Here is a 17,379-nt window from a genome sequence, read left to right on the forward strand (position 1 = left end):
TAAGCCATGGAATGAATTCAAAGAATGGAGTTTTAATATGACAAAGATGATGGCAGGTCAAGCACTTGCAAAAGTATTAGAGAAGTGGAATATTGACCATGTTTACGGCATTACTGCTGATTCAATTAATAATACAGTTGATGGCTTATACCAAGAACGTGACCAAATTAAGTATATTCAAGTACGTCATGAGGAAGTTGGAGCTATGGCAGCAGCAGCTGATGCTAAGCTAACTGGTAAGATTGGGGTTGCCTTTGGTTCAGCTGGTCCTGGATCAGTCCATATGTTAAACGGACTTTACGATGCCAAGATGGATCATGTACCAGTATTAGCCTTAGTTGGTCAGACTTCAACGGCTTTTATGAATACTAATTTCTTCCAGGAATTAAATCAAGATCCGATTTACGCAGATGTTGCTCAATTTCATAAGTTAGCTGCTAATGCCGAGCAGATTCCTAGTCTAATTGATGAGGCAATCCGGTCAGCTTATGCAACTAAGTCAGTATCAGTTGTTGTATTGCCTGATGACCTTTCAGGACAAGAAATTGAGTACGTAGCAACCAAGACAGCTGCTCTAAGTACAACTAATAATGAAATTTTAGCAAAGGATGCTGATGTATTAGCTGTTTCTGACGCAATTAAGAATGCCAAGAAGCCAGTGATGTGGCTTGGTCAAGGTGCGCGCGGCAGTCGTGATGCCGCAGTTCTAGTTGCCGATAAGTTTGGCTTACCAGTCTTGACTACTGCACCAGCTGCAGATGTCTTTCCGACTAATCACCCTAACTACATGGGTGCGCGTGGACGCTTGGGAACTAAGCCTGCCTTTGATGTTTCTCAAGACAGCGACCTGATTTTGTATGTTGGTACTAATTATCCGTTTGCGCGCTTTTTGCCAAATGACAAGACAATTATTCAGGTTAACAACAATTTGGCTGATTTGGGTAAGCAATATGATGCTGATATTACTGTTTTGGCTGATGCGAAGGACTTTTTGGCAAAATTAGCCGCAGTAGATTATCAAGCAGAACCAACTGCATTTTTAAAGGCAGCTCAACAAGACCGCGTTTTGTGGGTAAACTGGCTTGAAAAGCTTGCTGCTGACGACCATGATGGCTTGCGTGCTGAAAGTGTAATTCAAGCAATTAAGGATAACTCATCAAAGGATGCCGTCTTTGGTCTTGATGTTGGTAATAACACAGAGTGGGCTTTACGGCAATTGCCATTCGATCATGAGCAAAAATACGCAATGTCTGCTTGGTACGGTACGATGGGCTTTGGTCTGCCAGCAGGTCTTGCAGCTAAGTTATCATTTACTGACCGCCAAGTTTGGACAATTTCTGGTGATGGTGGCTACGCAATGGTAATGCCGGACTTGTTAACGGAAGTTAAGTATCACTTACCTGTAGTTAACGTGGTTTTGGAGAACAAGTCATTTGGTTTTATCGGCCATGAAAAGTTGCAGGCAGGTCAGGCACCTTATGGTATTGACTTGGTTGGTGCAGATTGGGCCAAGGCAGCCGAGAGTATGGGTGCAATTGGTTTAACTGCCACTAATTTAGCGGAATTAAAAGAGGCAATAGCTAAGATTAAGCAGCTGCAAGATAGCGGCAATGAGTTGCCAATTGTTTTGGATGCTAAGATTTTAGATATTGATCCAATTGATACTAACGTTGTGATGACTGACGAAAATGTGTTTGGCGCAGAAGCTGTAGCTGATTACCGTAAGACTTACGAGTTAGATACAGCAGACCAACCAACATTTAGTGAATTGCTGGCTGATGCAAGCAAGTAATAAATTTAAATAAATAAAAACATCTTCAGATTAAACTGAAGATGTTTTTTGCTTTGGCATAATAATTAGTCAGTTACACGTTCTTGGTGCCAATCAAGAACCATCTTGACAATAGCATTGGCGACATTCAAGTTGCGCAAAATTGGTCCGTGAGAATAAGTCCCAATAAAGTTGTGGTAATGCAGGCCTTCAAGTCCATCTTGAGGATTGTTACCATAACCAGTAATCATTTTGCCCAATGGCCGCAAACTTTGGTCATCAAAATAAGTTTGACCTGAATGGTTTTCAAAAGCCTTAACTTCACCCCATTCGGTGTTGTAGTGAGTATCGCCAATCATGCGCTTGTCTGCTTTAAAGACGGTGTGAAATGGCAAAATGTCCAATCCTTTAATTGTGGCACCGCCAATTGTTTTGTAGTAAGTACCAACAAGCTGGTAACCACCGCAAACGCCAAGCATTGGGTGACCAGCATTAATATAATTAGTCAATGTTTCTTTATGCCGCGGTAAGTCTTTAGCAACAACGGTTTGCTCGAAGTCTTGTCCACCACCAAAAAAGACAAAGTCGTAATCAAAGGCATTGAATGGGTCCCCTAGGGAAACATTGTCAATTTGAGTGTTATAGTTTTGCTTCTTTAATAGGTAACGAATAATTTTAACGTCACCAGAATCACCATAGGTATTCATTAAATCTTCATATAAGTATGCAATTTTAATTGTCTTGTCTGCCATCGCGCCTCAACCTCGTATTTTTGTAATAAATTATAGCGTAAAAGGTTGGTATTAAGCAAAAGAAGATTCTAATTATGGGGTAAATTAACTGATTTTTAAGAACCGATAGATGAACTGGTGTCATGTGGAAATAACTGTAACAAGCTTGTTATAATATAACTATTGGTATTGTTTTATAATAATTGTTAAAGATTATATTATTTTAGATAAAAGGAGAATTTTAAATGAAGCATTCAATATTAACTTTACTTGCAGCGGCAACGCTTGCTAGTGCAGCTGGGGCAAGTACAACTGTCCAAGCACAAACTGTTAAACCAGTTAAGTCTGTTACCCAACAAGTTGCCAATACATATTCTTTCCCTAAGAAGTGGCGCGGCAAATGGTATAGTAGTAATATTTTAACGCCTAAACCATTAATTATTAAGTTAGGCAGTTATACATCACCTAAAACCGGCGAAACTGTTAAAATGACTAGCGTTGCCAGCGCCCCAACTACTGGTAAACTGACTTCAGAAATAGTCAGCGTTAGCCAGAATCAAGATCCTGCTAAGCTTGCGGCATTAGCTACAGGTACTAATAAAAAGATTAATCATGCTACTTGGTCGATTGTGACGCCAGCCGGTAAAGATGCCGAGAGTGCTGCTTATTCAATGAAGGTTGAAAAGGTTAACGGCAAGAAAGTTCAAGTATTATTTGAAGCTCAACCAGATACTGGAAAAGTTTATAACCAATATTTCAAGTCAAAGAAATTGGCTAAAAAATACGGTAATCATCATTTTAAAAATATTAGTTATACAGAATATAATTATCGTTAACAAAAAAAGAGTCCACGCGACTCTTTTTTTGTTGGTGTTATTTCACGTCTTGCTGGGCAGCAAAGTGATTGATTGGACCATATTTAGAACCCACAGCAATTGGATGGGCAATTGCTTCATAGGTGAAGTCCTTGGCAATCTTGACGCTATCGATAATTGATTTGCCTTTAGCCAGTTCAGCGGCAATTACGGCAGATAAGGTATCACCAGTACCGTTAATGCGGTCAGTATCAATAAATGGCTTAGTAAATTCATAAAAATTGCCGTCAGCTGTTAATAAGATATCTGTCACTGCTGATTGTTCATTATTATCGTGGCGGCCTTTCATTAAAACATTTTTAGCACCCATTTCTTGTAATTTACGGGCCCCCTGCTTAATTTCTTCCTTAGTAGTCAATGCAAGGCCGGTTAGCTTTTGTTGTTCATAAAAATTAGGCGTGATGATATCAGCCAGCGGCAATAATTCGTCCAAAAAGGCTTGATAAGCATCATCGTCAAGCAAAGTATTGCCATGTTTGGTCATGATAACGGGGTCGAGGACAATTTTGCCCATGTCGTATTTGCGCAGGTTAGTCGTAACACAATTAATGACCTCTTTGTTAGCTAGCATGCCAGTCTTTAATGCGTCAATTTTAAAATCTTCGTTTAAAACATCAAATTGCTTTTGAATAAAGGGTAGTGGCATGACTTCTTGGGCATAAATACCAGTGGTATTGCCAGCAACGGCTGCAGTGAGAAGTCCCATGCCGTATACTTTTCGTGCATAAAAGGAGTGTAAGTCAGCTGTCATACCTGCACTGCCGTCGCTATCATTGCCAGCAATTGTTAGAGCGATAATTTCTTTGTTCATAATTTTGCCTTCCTCTTTAAACCAAGCTTTAGTTTCAAGTATAACTTAAAATACTGACAATGATATAATTATTTCTTGTAAAAAAACATGCAGATAAGTAAAATTATATTAAAACCGCTTTCTTGAGAAAGGATATAATTATGTTAAAAAAGTACGTTATGGCGATTGACGAGGGTACGACTTCAACCCGGGCAATGATTATTGACCATCAAGGCAAGAAAGTTGCGTCATCGCAAAAAGAATTCCCCCAATATTTTCCTCAACCAGGTTGGGTTGAACACAAGGCTGAAGAAATTTGGCATGCTGTACAGACGACAATTGCTAATGCAATTATTAATTCGGGTTTGCGCCCAGACCAGATTGCCGGCATCGGGATTACTAACCAAAGAGAAACAACAGTTATCTGGGATAAGAAGACGGGTAAGCCAATTTATAATGCGATTGTGTGGCAGTCGCGGCAGACAACTGCTCTAGCTGAAGAACTAAAAAAAGCCGGCTACAGTGACATGATTCATAAAAAGACTGGTTTGATTATTGACCCGTACTTTAGTGCAACAAAAATCCGCTGGATTTTGGATCACGTTGAAGGTGCTCAGGAGAAGGCTGAAAACGGCGACTTACTGTTTGGGACGATTGATTCATGGCTATTATGGAAGTTAACTGATGGTGAGGTTCATGTGACCGACTATACCAACGCTTCAAGAACCATGCTTTTTAACATCCACGATTTAAAGTGGGATGATGATATTCTTAAGTTATTGAATATTCCTAAGAAAATGTTACCGGAAGTTAAGTCAAATTCGGAAGTTTATGGTTATACCAAGTCTTACACCTTTTTTGGTGGTAAAGTCCCAATTTGCGGGATGGCCGGGGACCAACAAGCCGCACTTGTAGGTCAACTTGCGCTAAAGAAGGGCATGGTTAAGAATACTTATGGTACTGGCTCATTTATCGTGATGAATACGGGCGAAGAACCAACTGAGTCTGATAATAACCTGTTGACCACGATTGCTTATGGAATTAACGGTAAGATTTCTTATGCACTTGAGGGTTCTGTCTTTGTTTCTGGGAGTGCGGTTCAATGGCTGCGCGATTCGATGAAAATGATTAAGTTGGCGGAAGAATCGGAAACAGCAGCACGCGCGTCTAAGTCGAAAAATGAAGTATATGTAGTACCAGCATTTACGGGTTTAGGTGCACCATATTGGGATTCTGAAGCTCGGGGTTCAGTCTTTGGCGTTACACGTGGAACAGACAAGAATGACTTTATTAAGGCAACGCTGCAGTCACTTGCTTACCAAACTCGAGACGTTGTTGACACAATGCAGATTGATTCTGGAATTGATATTCCAACGTTGCGCGTTGATGGTGGTGCCTCAAACAATGATTATCTGTTACAATTTCAAGCTGATATTTTAGGAATTAAGATTGATCGCTCAAAAACGCTTGAGACAACGGCAATGGGTGCTGCCTTTTTGGCTGGTCTTGCAGTTGGCTATTGGAAAGATGTTGATGAACTGAAAAACATTTTTGTTGTCGGTAAGACTTTTGATGCACAAATGCCTAAGGAAGAACGCGACCATTTGTATGCTGGTTGGAAGCGTGCGGTTAAGGCAACCCAAGTTTATGCCCACGGCGAATAGTAAAGTGATTTAAGGGAAAAGAAGTGAGAACTAATGGCACACAAGCGAATTGTGGCCTTTGATGGGCCATTAAATTTTAGGGATGTTGGCGGTTATCAAACCGAGAATGGTCAGACAGTTAAATGGAATAAAATTTATCGCTCGGATTCATTAAGTTCACTTACGCCTCATGACCAACAAAAACTGGCGGATCTACATGTTACAGTTGATTGTGATTTGCGTTCAGCGTATGAAAAAGAGACTTCTCCTGATAAGTCATGGTTTAAGCGTGAATTTGTCGATGTTCCCGTTTATTCCGAAGATATTGCGGATCAGCAAAATGACCGTAAGGTGTACCGTTTTTTGCATCATATTCCAGATATGAAGGATAACTTTATTGGGCGGATATACCAGCAGACACTTCTTAGTCCCCATAGTCAGGACATTTTTACCCGAATTTTTGCACAATTACTGGAATTACCAGAAGATGAGGCACTTGTCTATCATTGTAGTGCCGGTAAGGATAGGACGGGGATGGTGTCTGCTTTGATTTTAATGGCGTTGGGCGTTGATGACGACACAATTGCCCGTGATTATTTGTTAACTAATGAGTTATATGATTTCGCTATTTCGCGGCAGTTGCCGAGTAATGACGACATTTCTAAAATGGTTGCTAAGATGAATGTTACTAAAGGTGAAGGAATTGCCATTCGCGGCATTACGGAAACCATTCGCGGCGGTTGGGGTGACTTTGCTAATTTCTTTCAAAAACAGTTGGGTTTTACTGCAGATGATTTGATGCAATTAAGGCGGATGTATTTAGAATAATGTTAAAAATTGAAGTTATTAAAGGTGACATTACTAAGTTAAAAGTTGATGCAATTGTGAATGCAGCGAACGAGACTTTGCTTGGCGGTTTGGGAGTAGATGGTGCAATTCACAAGGCTGCTGGTCCAGAACTATTGGCTGAATGTCGAACGTTACATGGTTGTAAGACAGGTCAAGCTAAGATAACGCGGGGATACAGATTACCTGCTAAGTATGTCATTCATACTGTTGGGCCAATTTATTCTGGACGAGCAAGAGATGATTCATTTTTGCGGGCATGTTATGTTAGTTCACTTGACCTAGCTAAAGAAAACAACTTGCATAGTATTGCTTTTCCTGCAATTTCAACGGGAGCGTATGGTTTTCCGGCTGGTCGAGCAGCCTTAATTGCTTTCCAAACGGTTAAAAAATGGCTGCGAGAAAATGAAGCGGCTAAAATAGAAGTAATAATGTGTGCGTTTGATGATAAAACGGCAGCACTTTATCAAAAACAGGTATAAAAATAGGACCATAGAATTGTCATAATTCTATGGTCCTATTTAGTTAGCGAGATTAATTAAAGTCCCAATTGTTCCTTTAACTTAATGGCATCTGGATCATTGCCCAACTCGTTTAAGGCATCTGGCAAACCGTAAACAGGCTTGCCGTTACAGTTGATAAAGGTTTTACCGTGGGCTAATGAACTTAGAATGGCTTCATTAACGATATCAACGGTAATTCGGAAGTAGCGGTCAATCTTGTCATCAGTAATTGCTTGAATTGTGCTGAGCTCGTTTTCTGGGAAGTGGCTTACTCGATTAGCGGTTGAAAAGGCAAGGGTGATTTCGCCGCTGCCGTTACCAGCGAAGGAACCACTGCGAGTAATACCAACGCTTGAGCGGCGTGCAATTCGCTTCAATTGCCGTGAATTGAAAGGAATATCAGTAGCAATAATTGTGATAATACTACCTTTTTCTTTGTCCTTCTTCATTTGGGCAATCTTTTTACCAATATGTTCACCATAGATGTTTAAATCTTCGCCAAAGCCAAAGTTGGACATTACCAGTGCGCCCATTGTGAAGGTTTTGCCGTCGATCTCAACTTGCCGTGAAGCAGAGCCGATACCACCTTTGAGGTCGTAACAGCACATACCAGTACCGCCGCCAACAGGTCCTTCTTCAAAAGTAGTGTCAGCTGCTGCGAAAGCATCATTAACGTCATCTTCTGTAACGCCCAAATCACGAATATGGTTGATGTTGCTATCATTACATTCCATGACAATTGGATTGACACTACCGGTTGTAGTCCCAATTTCCGGATTTTCAGCGAGCATTCGCTTAACTAAGGCAGTGTAACCAGTACCGACACTTAGCGTGTTGGTTAGAACCAGCGGCGTTTCAATAGTTCCAAGTTCTTCAACTTGAACTAGACCGGTACTTTTGCCGAAGCCGTTAATTACTTGAACTGCAGCGGGCATTTTTTCTCTAAAAATATTGTCTTGGCAAGGCTTGATTGCCGTAACTCCAGTGTTTAGGCGGTCAGTCTTGACTGTCTTGTGTCCGACAGTAATTCCGGCAACATCGGTAATTAAATTTTTTGGTCCTCTCTTGGCATCGCTTAGTGCGTTTAAAAGTGGTTTGTTAAGTCCCATAATTTTTCTTCTTTCTAATATATACTACATGATTTCTATTGCCCATTGTCTAACATTATATGCTTGCATAAAAGCAGATTTTGTCAACCAATAATGACCGTCAATTGGGTCGGAAACATGGAACAAATCTTCACTGAAGCCATCTAATAAGACGGCGTGATTGTTTTTGTAAGTTTTGCCCCACGGATAAGTGTCCGGGTCTGGCGGGGTAAAATTGGTGGTGACATAAGTTAGAACTGGATTGCCACGCTTGATGGCGGCAATCAGCTCAGGTTCATTTGCGCCATTTAAGTCACGTAAAGTTGTGAATTTTTTGCCCCAAGTTAATAGCGCTGGTGGAAAAATCGCTTCAAAACGTCCAGTTACGTTCTCATAAGGTGAGCCGCCAAAGCCGTGATACGGATTATAATCTGGAGACAGTGGCATCTCATTAATGAAAGTTTGGTAATCCGTTGTTTTCAGTTTACCTTGGTAATGCAGACCCATTAGTAAAGCTGCGGCCTCGCAGCCGTTTTGAATTCCCCAAAACATTTGGTTAATGTTTTCGGTAATAAGTAGCTGCGACGATTGCGACTTTAATTGCTTGGGGTAATCGTGCAGGAGGCAGTCTGTTGTTGGAATAAAAGTGTCGGGTCCAATCTGCAGATATTCATTACCAAACTCGTCTTCTTTGACTGCCAAAACCGACAGCTGCTTGTCAGGTTTAATCAAGTCTAAGCTTTGCCCTAAATGATCGCGGGCAATTGAACCATGAGGATTGATAATTATGGTTTCTGTTTGGCTTAGATCATGAGACCGCGTAATTAGCGGCTCGCCATCAAGCCAAACATCACTTCTTTTGAGCCAAGTGCCATTGGAAGTCATTAACCAAGTTTGGTGAAATATGTCTTCTCCTTGACCGACAAGTTGCAGGCTGCTTGCCAAGGGCTGATGTGCGAGCAATTGGTGCTGGCTAGAATAGGTATTCGTACCACGCGGGTTTTTGATTTTTCCCCATTTAAGTTGGGTAAAAAGGTCAAGCTCACTAAAGTAATTTAATTTTTCAAAATATGCATCGTTAAATGATAATAAGCCTTGTGCAGTATTAAAGTAAATATTCTGCTGATTATCTTTGACTAAATTGTTAGCAGATAATTTTTGACCGATTTCGCAGGTGGCGCTGATTTGTAAATCATCATTAGTTAGGACAGCGGCTTGCCTACTGACAATAATTGTCTGGACATTATGAAAGTGATAAATGATTTCCATTCAAGACTCCTTCTAAATAATTAAATCTATCATAGCATATTATTTGCGGGTAAATTGTATTAAATTAAACAATAATTCAAGCAGTGTATTGACAAATAGTATGTTTTGCTTTAATCTTTTTTTAAATTAAATGGTAACGCAATCGAGATTACAGGACAATGTCTTAGAAGTCCTGGAATGCTTAGGGAGCGTTAGCTGATTTGTCTAAAATGATTAAATTTGGTCTCATTGTTTTGTTAAGACAATGGGGCTTTTGTTTGGAGCTAACTTGATTTTTAAGAGGTGTTATTTTGAAGGAAAAAAGTGAAGGAAACGCGCCGCAGCTGAAAAAGACGATTGGTGTGTTTGGCGGAAGTAATATTTTAATTGGGATTATGATTGGCTCAGGGATTTTTTATATTGGGTCATACGTTCTGCAGCGTTCGCAAATGTCAATGGGTTATGCACTACTTGCATGGCTGATTGGTGGGTTAGTTACCCTGATGGGGAGCTTGTGTTTTGCGGAACTAGGTGCCATGAATCCCGAGACTGGTGGGATTTATGTTTATCTGTCAGATGCTTATTCACCAGTAGTTGGTTATATGTTTACCTTTCAAAGTATGGTGATTGGCGGTCCTGGTTCAATTGCGGCAATTGCGATTGCGCTGCCGATGGCTTTGACAAGTTTCTTCCATTTTAATGATTTAACAGTAAAAATAATTGCAATTTTATTAATTGTTATTTTCACGATTGTCAATTACTTTGGTGTTAATATCGGTGAATGGGTACAAAACTTCTTCACGGTTCTGAAGGTTTTACCGCTAGTCTTAATTATTGGCTTGGGTGTTTTCTTTGGCCACTATACGCCTAACTTATCATTATCATTTCCTGCTGGTAAGGGTAATGTGATTGATATTATTCAAATGGTAGCCTTTGCAGTCATCGCCTCGCTGTGGGCATTTGAGGGCTGGACGAACCTCAATACCGTTGCTGGTGAAATGAAAAATCCGCAAAAGAATTTGCCTAAAGCATTAATCTTATCAGTTGGCTTTACAACAGTTGTTTATGTACTGTTCAACTTTGCGATTTATCGTTCACTGCCGGCTAAGGCAATCGCTAAGTCAATCAAGGCAGGACAATTGTACTTAGGTACGAATGTTGCGCAAACATTTATGGGCTATGCCGGTACAATTTTGGTTGCAGTTACAATGGTTTTGGCAATGATTAGTTCATTAAACGGCATGATTTTAGCCTTTTCACGTTACTATTATGCCGTTGCCAAAGACGGTTTATTATGGAAGACATTCGAACACATTCATCCAAAATACCGCACTCCAGATCACGGCTTAATTATGCAGATGATTATTTCAATTGCCTTAGTTTTGACGCGGGACTTAAATGAACTTACTTCTCTAGTTGTCTTCAGTGGTGCAATTTTTAACCTGTTGTCAATCTTAGCTGTACCTGTTTTGCGTTACCGCCAACCAGATGCTGCTAGACCATATAAAGTTTGGGCTTATCCATGGACAGTCATTATTGCCGTTGTTGCCTTTTTGATTATTCTAATCAATAACTTCTTTGATGACCCAGTAACTTCACTGTTAGGCCTGCTAATTCCAGCAATTTCCGTTGGTGTCTATTATTACTTTAGACACAAGTATCCAGTTAATGAATTGAATTAGGGAGCAAATAATGACTAAAGAAAAAATTATTGCGGCCGCTAAGGCAATCAAGCCAGACCCAGCATTTTTGAATATTCAGAAAGTTGACCCGTCAATTATCGTGGATTTGAAATATGCCACAATGGATAATTTTACAGATCATGTGATTTATGATTTTACAACGGCAATTGCCCGTGCTGGTACCGCTAAAAAGTTGGGCGTGGCAGCTAAATTATTAAAGGAGCAGGGTTACCGGATTAAAGTTTGGGATGCCTTTCGGCCAAGCACAGCTCAAATTAAAATGTACGAAGTTTATCCTCATGATGAATGGGTGGCTGCACCTAATCCTAATTATAGTCATGAAAAGGGTGTTACCTTTGATCTGACAATTACGGATATGGCAGGAAATGAACTCCTGATGCAAAGTGGTTTCGATGATTTTACTGGTAAAGCTTTGCGTTCATATCCGCGTACTGAGGAGCAGGAGCATAATTACCAAATTTTAGATGATGCGATGGCCAAAGCTGGCTTTCATGGTTATGAAAGCGAGTGGTGGGATTATCAAGATGATGATTCTGACTTATATGAGCCCGCACAAGCTGATCCCAATGATTATTAAATATATATGATTAGGATTTTGCTTAAATTAGCATGATGCAAGTTAATTATGTATATTAAGAATAATACTGATAAAAAATATTCAAATAACTATTGAAATCGCTTTAACACTGATTTATAATTTAAATGTAAATAAGCGTGTTACTGATTCGATCAGGCATTAACCTATAAATAAACAATAACTCATAATCTGCTATTGGTTATTTGTAGGTTTTTTTGTTAAAAAGAGGTTAGCAAAGTGAAATTTGTCAAGAATTTTAATAACAATGCTGCTTTGGTGTCTGATGAATCCGGCGTTGACTGGGTTGTAATTGGTAATGGGATCGGCTTTGGCAAAAAAGCTGGCGATGAGATTGATGAGAGTAAGATAAGCCGTCGGTTTGTCGCGGTTGAGAAGAATATTGAATTGGCCAATAGTATCGGTGATATTGATACGCGTACATTAGCACTGACAACTGAGATCATTCAACTTGCTTCACAAAAACTGCAAACTAAGTTTTCTGATTATCAGTATTTTTCGTTGGCCGATCATATTGATTTTGTGCTTAAACGAGCTGATGAGGGCATCGACTTGGGCCAAGAAACGGTCCGCTGGGAAATTCATAAGTTGTTCCCCAAAGAATACGATACCGCTCTAGCAGCGATTAAGCTGATTGAAGAGAAGACAAACTTGACCTTGCCGCGTAGTGAGGCCGTTTATCTGACGTATCACTTTATCAATGCTGGCTCCGATCAAACTAAGCTGCAGGACACAATTAAGATTACGAAGTTAATCCATGGTGTCATTGCCATTATTGAGTATCAATATGGGATGCAGCTTGACACGGAATCATTTAGTTTTAATCGTTTTATGACGCATTTACGAGCATTTATGGTTCGGCATATTTGCGGCATAAATGATGATAGTGGGAGTGAGCTAGACCGGTCTTTGCTGGAATTAATGAAGGCAAAGTATCGTACGGCTTATGACACGGTCTTAAAGATTGGTACTTATTTACAAAAGCAAGCTGGTTGGGAATTGCAGCCTGACGATCAGGTTTATCTGACTTTACATGTCTGGCGGGTAACGCGCAGGCAGAATAGTTCAGAGCCTGATAGTGATGAGCGCATAACAAGCGGCAAATAATATTGTTTATCTGGTGTGTTACTGGTAATGCAGGCATTAACCCGAGAACATAAGTAAGACCTCTGCTTAATAGCTGGGTAATACTTTTTATGTCCACGGGTTTTATTTTGTCTATTTTTAGGAGGAATTATGGCTTACGAAGATTTAAGTCAAAAGATTATCACCAATGTTGGTGGTAAGGACAACGTGGCCAGTGTTGTTCACTGTACAACACGGTTGCGCTTTAAGTTGAAGGATGAAAAAAAGGCCAACGATGATGCAATGAAATCAACTGATGGAGTTATTTCATTGGTTAAATCTGGTGGTCAGTATCAAGTAGTTATCGGTAATAATGTTGCCGATGTTTATGATACTTTAATCAAAGTTGGTGGCTTTTCCGACGGCGGCGAAGTTGCTGATGATTATGTAGATACCAGCAACATGAGTATTGCCGATCGCTTTATTGATTTGATTTCTGGTATTTTCAACCCAATCTTAGGGCCAATGTGTGCGGCCGGAATGATTAAAGGTTTCAATGCGATGTTCGTTGCATTGGGCTGGGAAGCACAAACTTCTGGTACTTACACAGTATTAAATGCCATTGGTGACAGTTTGTTCTACTTCTTGCCAGTTATCTTAGGTATTTCTGCAGCTAAGAAGTTTAAGCTTGATGGCTACCTTGGTGCGACAATTGGTGCTGCACTTTGTTACCCAACGATTGTTGCGATGACTAGCAGCAAGACAACTTTGTTTACCTTATTTAAGGGAACAATTTTCCAAGCTCCAATTCACATGACTTTCCTTGGAATTCCGGTAATTTCGATGAACTATACTTCATCAGTTATTCCGATTATCTTGGCGGTTTGGTTTGCTTCTAAAGTACATAAATTGGCACGAAAGATTATTCCTGACGTTGTTAAGACTTTCTTAGTACCATTTATGGTTCTGCTGATTACTATTCCAGTAACCTTTATCGTAATTGGACCAATTGCTACTTGGCTTGGTGATGCAATCGCTGCTGGTGTTAGTGCCGTTTACAACTTCAGCCCAATCTTAGCTGGTGTTCTGATGGGTGCATTCTGGCAAGTATTTGTTATCTTTGGTGTTCACTGGGGCTTTGTTGCCGTTATGATGACCAACATTGCAGCTATGGGTTATGACCCAATCTTAGGTTTATCACTTGCTGCATCATTTGCTCAAACTGGTGTTGTAGCTGCTATTATTTTCCAAACTAAGAACGAAAAGACTCGTAGTTTAGCTATTCCGGCGGTTGTTTCAGGAATCTTCGGTGTTACTGAGCCAGCTATTTATGGTGTTACTTTACCTCGTAAGAAGCCGTTCTACATTAGTTGTATCGCTTCCGCAATCGGTGGTGGCTTAATCGGAATGTTTGGTACCAAAGTTTACATTATGGCCGGAATGGGTATCTTCTCAATTCCAGACGCAATTAGTAAGAATGGTATCGACATGCGCGTTTATGGTTTGATTATTGCCATGGCAGTTGCTACTGTTTTAGGTTTTGGTTTACAAATGTTATTCGGTAAGAGCAGTGTTGATGCTCCACTTGATGGTGAAGCAGTTCCTGCTGGCGCAGCTGTTGCTGAAGGCAATGCTAACGCTGAAGTTGAAACTATTGCTAATGATGAAGCTGCTGATACTGCAGTTAAAGCTGAAGTAGTTGCTGCGCCATTAAACGGTACAGTTGTTGATTTAAAAGACGTTAAAGATAAAGTATTTTCAAGTGGTGCTATGGGCCAAGGTGCCGCAATTGAACCAAGTGAAGGCAAAGTCTATTCACCAATTAATGGTCAGATTGCTATGGTCTTCCCAACCGGACATGCGATTGGTTTAAGATCTGATAATGGTGCCGAAGTAATGATCCATATTGGAATGGACACAGTTGAGCTTGACGGTAAGGGCTTTAAGACCTTAGTTGAAAAGGATCAAGCTGTTAAAGTCGGCGATCCATTAATTGAATTTGACATTGATGCCATTAAAAAGGCAGGTTATGTTGTTACAACTCCAGTGATCGTAACTAATTCAAAGGACTATAATGATGTTAAGGTGCTGGCAGATGGTCAAGTTAAGGCCACTGACGCATTTATTGACTTAAAATAGTTACAGAAAGGTTAGATAAAGATGGATACAAGTAATTTTCCTAAAGACTTTTTATGGGGCGGCGCTACTGCTGCCAATCAATTAGAAGGAGCTTATCAAGAAGGCGGTAAGGGTCTATCACTACCTGATGTTTTGCCAGGTGGTAAGGAACGGATGACCGTTGTTAATGAACCTGACTTTGACTTCACGATTGATCCTAAGCGCTTCTATCCTAACCATATTGGGATTGACCACTATCACCACTTTAAAGAAGATATTGCACTGTTTGCAGAAATGGGCTTTAAGTGTTACCGCTTTTCAATTGCATGGTCCAGAATTTTTCCTAATGGTGATGAAACCGAACCAAATGAAGAAGGTTTGAAGTTTTACGATGCCTTAATTGATGAGTGTTTGAAATACAAGATTGAGCCTGTAATTACCATTTCACACTATGAATTACCATTGAACTTGGTTAAGAAGTATGGTGGCTGGAAGAACAAGCAATTAATCGACTTTTATGAGCGGTTTGCTCGGACAGTATTAACTCGTTACCATGATAAAGTTAAATACTGGATGACTTTCAACGAAATTAACAGTGCTGCGCACTTCCCAGTAATGGGTCAAGGCTTGGTTGCTTCTAATGGTGCTAACGATAAGAAGAATGTCTACCAAGCATGGCACAACCAATTTGTTGGTAGTAGTAAAGCAGTTAAGATTGGTCATGAATTAGATCCTGATTTAAAGATTGGCTGCATGATTTTGTATGCTACTACTTACAGTTATGATTGTGATCCTAAGAACCAATTAGCTGCACTGCAAGATAACCAAGCTAATAACTTCTTCTGTGCCGATGTTCAAGTACGTGGTCATTACCCAGCTTATACTAAGAGCTTACTAGCTCGTAACGGTGTTAAGTTGAGCGATCTTGACTACACTCAAGAGGAATTAGATTTATTAGCTAAATATCCTGTTGATTACATTGGCTTTAGTTATTACATGTCATCAGTTGTTGATGTTACTCATGAAAAGCAAGAAACAGTTAATGGTAACCTAATGGGCGGCGTTAAGAACCCATTCTTGAAGAGCAGTGATTGGGGCTGGCAAATTGACCCAACTGGATTAAGAATTGCCTTGAACCAATTATCTGACCGTTACCAAAAGCCTGTCTTTATTGTTGAAAATGGTCTTGGTGCAATTGATAAGCCAGATGAAAACCACTATGTTGTTGATGATTACCGCATTGACTACTTGCGTGAACATATCGAAGCAATTTCAGGCGCAATTGATGATGGTGTTGATGTTATGGGATACACACCATGGGGCTGTATTGACTTAGTCAGTGCATCAACTGGTGAAATGTCCAAACGTTACGGTTTTATTTATGTCGATGAAGACGATCATTGTGAAGGCAGCTTTAAGCGTTACAAGAAGAAGTCATTTGACTGGTATAAGAATGTAATTGCTACTAACGGTCAAGATTTGGGATAAACGGTAAACAATTATGAAAAAGTGGATGAAGACAGTTGTGTCATTCATTAGTGCATTTGCGCTCTTTTTGGTTGGAACAAACCAAGTGTCTGCTAAGAGCAGTAAGACAACTAAGCCAGTAGTTATTTATTTAACTCGTCATGGTGAAACTACTGCTAATGTAATGCACTTGGCTCAGGGCTGGAGCGATTATACTTTAACTGATAATGGTGTTAAGGGTGCCCAATATCTTGGAATGGGATTGAAGGGCACCAAGTTCAGGGCTGCATATTCTGGTGATTTAACTCGTCAGGAAAAGACAGCTCAAGGTGCTTTGGATTATTCTGGCAATAAGAAGGTCAAATTACAGATTGATTGGCGACTTCGTGAATGCAATTATGGCAGTTATGAAGGTCGTCCAGATATTGCCAAAAATGTTCCTGAAATTGCAGCTTATTATGGTTACAGCAGTACTGAAGACTTTCAAACTAAGACTGGTAAATTGTTCCAAAATAAGATGCAAGACGGCTACTATGCTCTAGATCAAGCTAATAAGCTAGATACTACTTTGCCGCAACAATATCGTGCAGAGCAATCAACCACGGTTCAAAAGCGGATGACAGAAGTATTAACTGCAATTGCTAAAAAGTATCAAAAGAAGGGCGGCAATGTCCTGGTAGTTAGCTCAGGAATGTCGATCAACATGTTTTTGTCAGCTCAAGACTATCCAGAATACCAAGGTGTTGGTATAGCTAATGATGCTGTTACTAAGTTGACCTATAAAGATGGTAAATTTAAGTTAGCAGGACCAATTGGCGATTTGAAATACTTCAATGCTGGTAAGGAAACAGCAGATAAGTAATCAACTTTTGCAAAACCCTTTCAAAAAATAAAAAGACTAGTCACAGATAATTGTGACTAGTCTTTTTTGATTGT

At 40.0% G+C, this 17,379-nt stretch carries 15 protein-coding genes; 11 read left to right on the forward strand and 4 right to left on the reverse strand.

Annotated elements, in window-relative coordinates; translation table 11 throughout:
- The first annotated feature begins 37 nt into the window (after nt 1-37).
- Nucleotides 38-1,792, forward strand: a complete 1,755-nt coding sequence (locus tag PT278_RS03150; protein ID WP_277130193.1) for a thiamine pyrophosphate-dependent enzyme — start codon at nt 38-40, stop codon at nt 1,790-1,792.
- Nucleotides 1,793-1,857: 65 nt separating this feature from the next.
- On the opposite strand, the gene PT278_RS03155 is transcribed toward PT278_RS03150, so the two are convergent.
- Nucleotides 1,858-2,523, reverse strand: coding sequence for a cobalamin biosynthesis protein CobQ (locus PT278_RS03155; protein WP_277130195.1), 666 nt, complete (start codon nt 2,521-2,523; stop codon nt 1,858-1,860).
- Nucleotides 2,524-2,747: 224 nt separating this feature from the next.
- Between PT278_RS03155 and PT278_RS03160 the strand changes: the two genes are divergently transcribed.
- Complete coding sequence (locus tag PT278_RS03160; protein ID WP_277130197.1) at nt 2,748-3,338, forward strand: hypothetical protein; 591 nt, start codon at nt 2,748-2,750, stop codon at nt 3,336-3,338.
- A gap of 37 nt (nt 3,339-3,375) precedes the next feature.
- Here the strand turns inward: PT278_RS03160 and thiD are convergent, their stop codons facing one another.
- The gene (gene thiD / locus PT278_RS03165; protein WP_277130199.1) at nt 3,376-4,188 is read right to left on the reverse strand and encodes a bifunctional hydroxymethylpyrimidine kinase/phosphomethylpyrimidine kinase; all 813 of its coding nucleotides are present in this window, start codon (nt 4,186-4,188) and stop codon (nt 3,376-3,378) included.
- Nucleotides 4,189-4,328: 140 nt separating this feature from the next.
- Between thiD and glpK the strand changes: the two genes are divergently transcribed.
- Genes glpK through PT278_RS03180 form a run of 3 tightly spaced genes read left to right on the forward strand, consistent with a single transcriptional unit; the run spans nt 4,329 to nt 7,138 of the window.
- The gene (gene glpK / locus PT278_RS03170) at nt 4,329-5,831 is read left to right on the forward strand and encodes a glycerol kinase GlpK (RefSeq protein WP_277130202.1); all 1,503 of its coding nucleotides are present in this window, start codon (nt 4,329-4,331) and stop codon (nt 5,829-5,831) included.
- Nucleotides 5,832-5,864: 33 nt separating this feature from the next.
- Nucleotides 5,865-6,638, forward strand: coding sequence for a tyrosine-protein phosphatase (locus PT278_RS03175; RefSeq protein ID WP_277130204.1), 774 nt, complete (start codon nt 5,865-5,867; stop codon nt 6,636-6,638).
- Nucleotides 6,638-7,138 carry an O-acetyl-ADP-ribose deacetylase gene (locus tag PT278_RS03180; protein WP_277130206.1) on the forward strand — a complete coding sequence of 167 codons (501 nt, stop codon included), beginning with the start codon at nt 6,638-6,640 and terminating at the stop codon, nt 7,136-7,138. The genes PT278_RS03175 and PT278_RS03180 overlap by 1 nt, the downstream gene beginning before the upstream one ends.
- A gap of 56 nt (nt 7,139-7,194) precedes the next feature.
- Here PT278_RS03180 and PT278_RS03185 read toward each other — a convergent pair whose 3' ends face one another.
- Complete coding sequence (locus PT278_RS03185; RefSeq protein WP_277130209.1) at nt 7,195-8,268, reverse strand: P1 family peptidase; 1,074 nt, start codon at nt 8,266-8,268, stop codon at nt 7,195-7,197.
- 24 nt (nt 8,269-8,292) lie between these two features.
- Nucleotides 8,293-9,516: a C39 family peptidase gene (locus tag PT278_RS03190; RefSeq protein ID WP_277130210.1), complete on the reverse strand. Its 1,224-nt coding sequence runs from the start codon at nt 9,514-9,516 to the stop codon at nt 8,293-8,295.
- Between the two features lie 290 nt (nt 9,517-9,806).
- Here PT278_RS03190 and PT278_RS03195 point away from each other — a divergent pair, with 290 nt between their 5' ends.
- The 6 genes from PT278_RS03195 (at nt 9,807) to PT278_RS03220 (ending at nt 17,305) form a co-directional block, all read left to right on the forward strand.
- A complete protein-coding gene (locus PT278_RS03195) occupies nt 9,807-11,177 on the forward strand; it encodes an amino acid permease (RefSeq protein ID WP_277130212.1) in 1,371 nt (456 codons plus the stop codon).
- Between the two features lie 10 nt (nt 11,178-11,187).
- The gene (locus PT278_RS03200) at nt 11,188-11,775 is read left to right on the forward strand and encodes a M15 family metallopeptidase (protein WP_277130214.1); all 588 of its coding nucleotides are present in this window, start codon (nt 11,188-11,190) and stop codon (nt 11,773-11,775) included.
- 237 nt (nt 11,776-12,012) lie between these two features.
- Nucleotides 12,013-12,900 (forward strand): PRD domain-containing protein, encoded by an 888-nt coding sequence (locus tag PT278_RS03205; protein WP_277130217.1) that lies wholly within the window; start codon nt 12,013-12,015, stop codon nt 12,898-12,900.
- A gap of 129 nt (nt 12,901-13,029) precedes the next feature.
- Complete coding sequence (locus PT278_RS03210; RefSeq protein WP_277130219.1) at nt 13,030-14,997, forward strand: beta-glucoside-specific PTS transporter subunit IIABC; 1,968 nt, start codon at nt 13,030-13,032, stop codon at nt 14,995-14,997.
- Between the two features lie 21 nt (nt 14,998-15,018).
- Nucleotides 15,019-16,464: a 6-phospho-beta-glucosidase gene (locus PT278_RS03215; RefSeq protein ID WP_277130220.1), complete on the forward strand. Its 1,446-nt coding sequence runs from the start codon at nt 15,019-15,021 to the stop codon at nt 16,462-16,464.
- A 13-nt stretch (nt 16,465-16,477) separates the two neighbouring features.
- A complete protein-coding gene (locus PT278_RS03220) occupies nt 16,478-17,305 on the forward strand; it encodes a histidine phosphatase family protein (RefSeq protein WP_277130221.1) in 828 nt (275 codons plus the stop codon).
- Nucleotides 17,306-17,379: the final 74 nt, after the last annotated feature.

It is taken from the genome of Lactobacillus sp. ESL0703 (assembly GCF_029433435.1).
In the GTDB taxonomy this organism is placed as follows: Bacteria; Bacillota; Bacilli; order Lactobacillales; family Lactobacillaceae; genus Lactobacillus.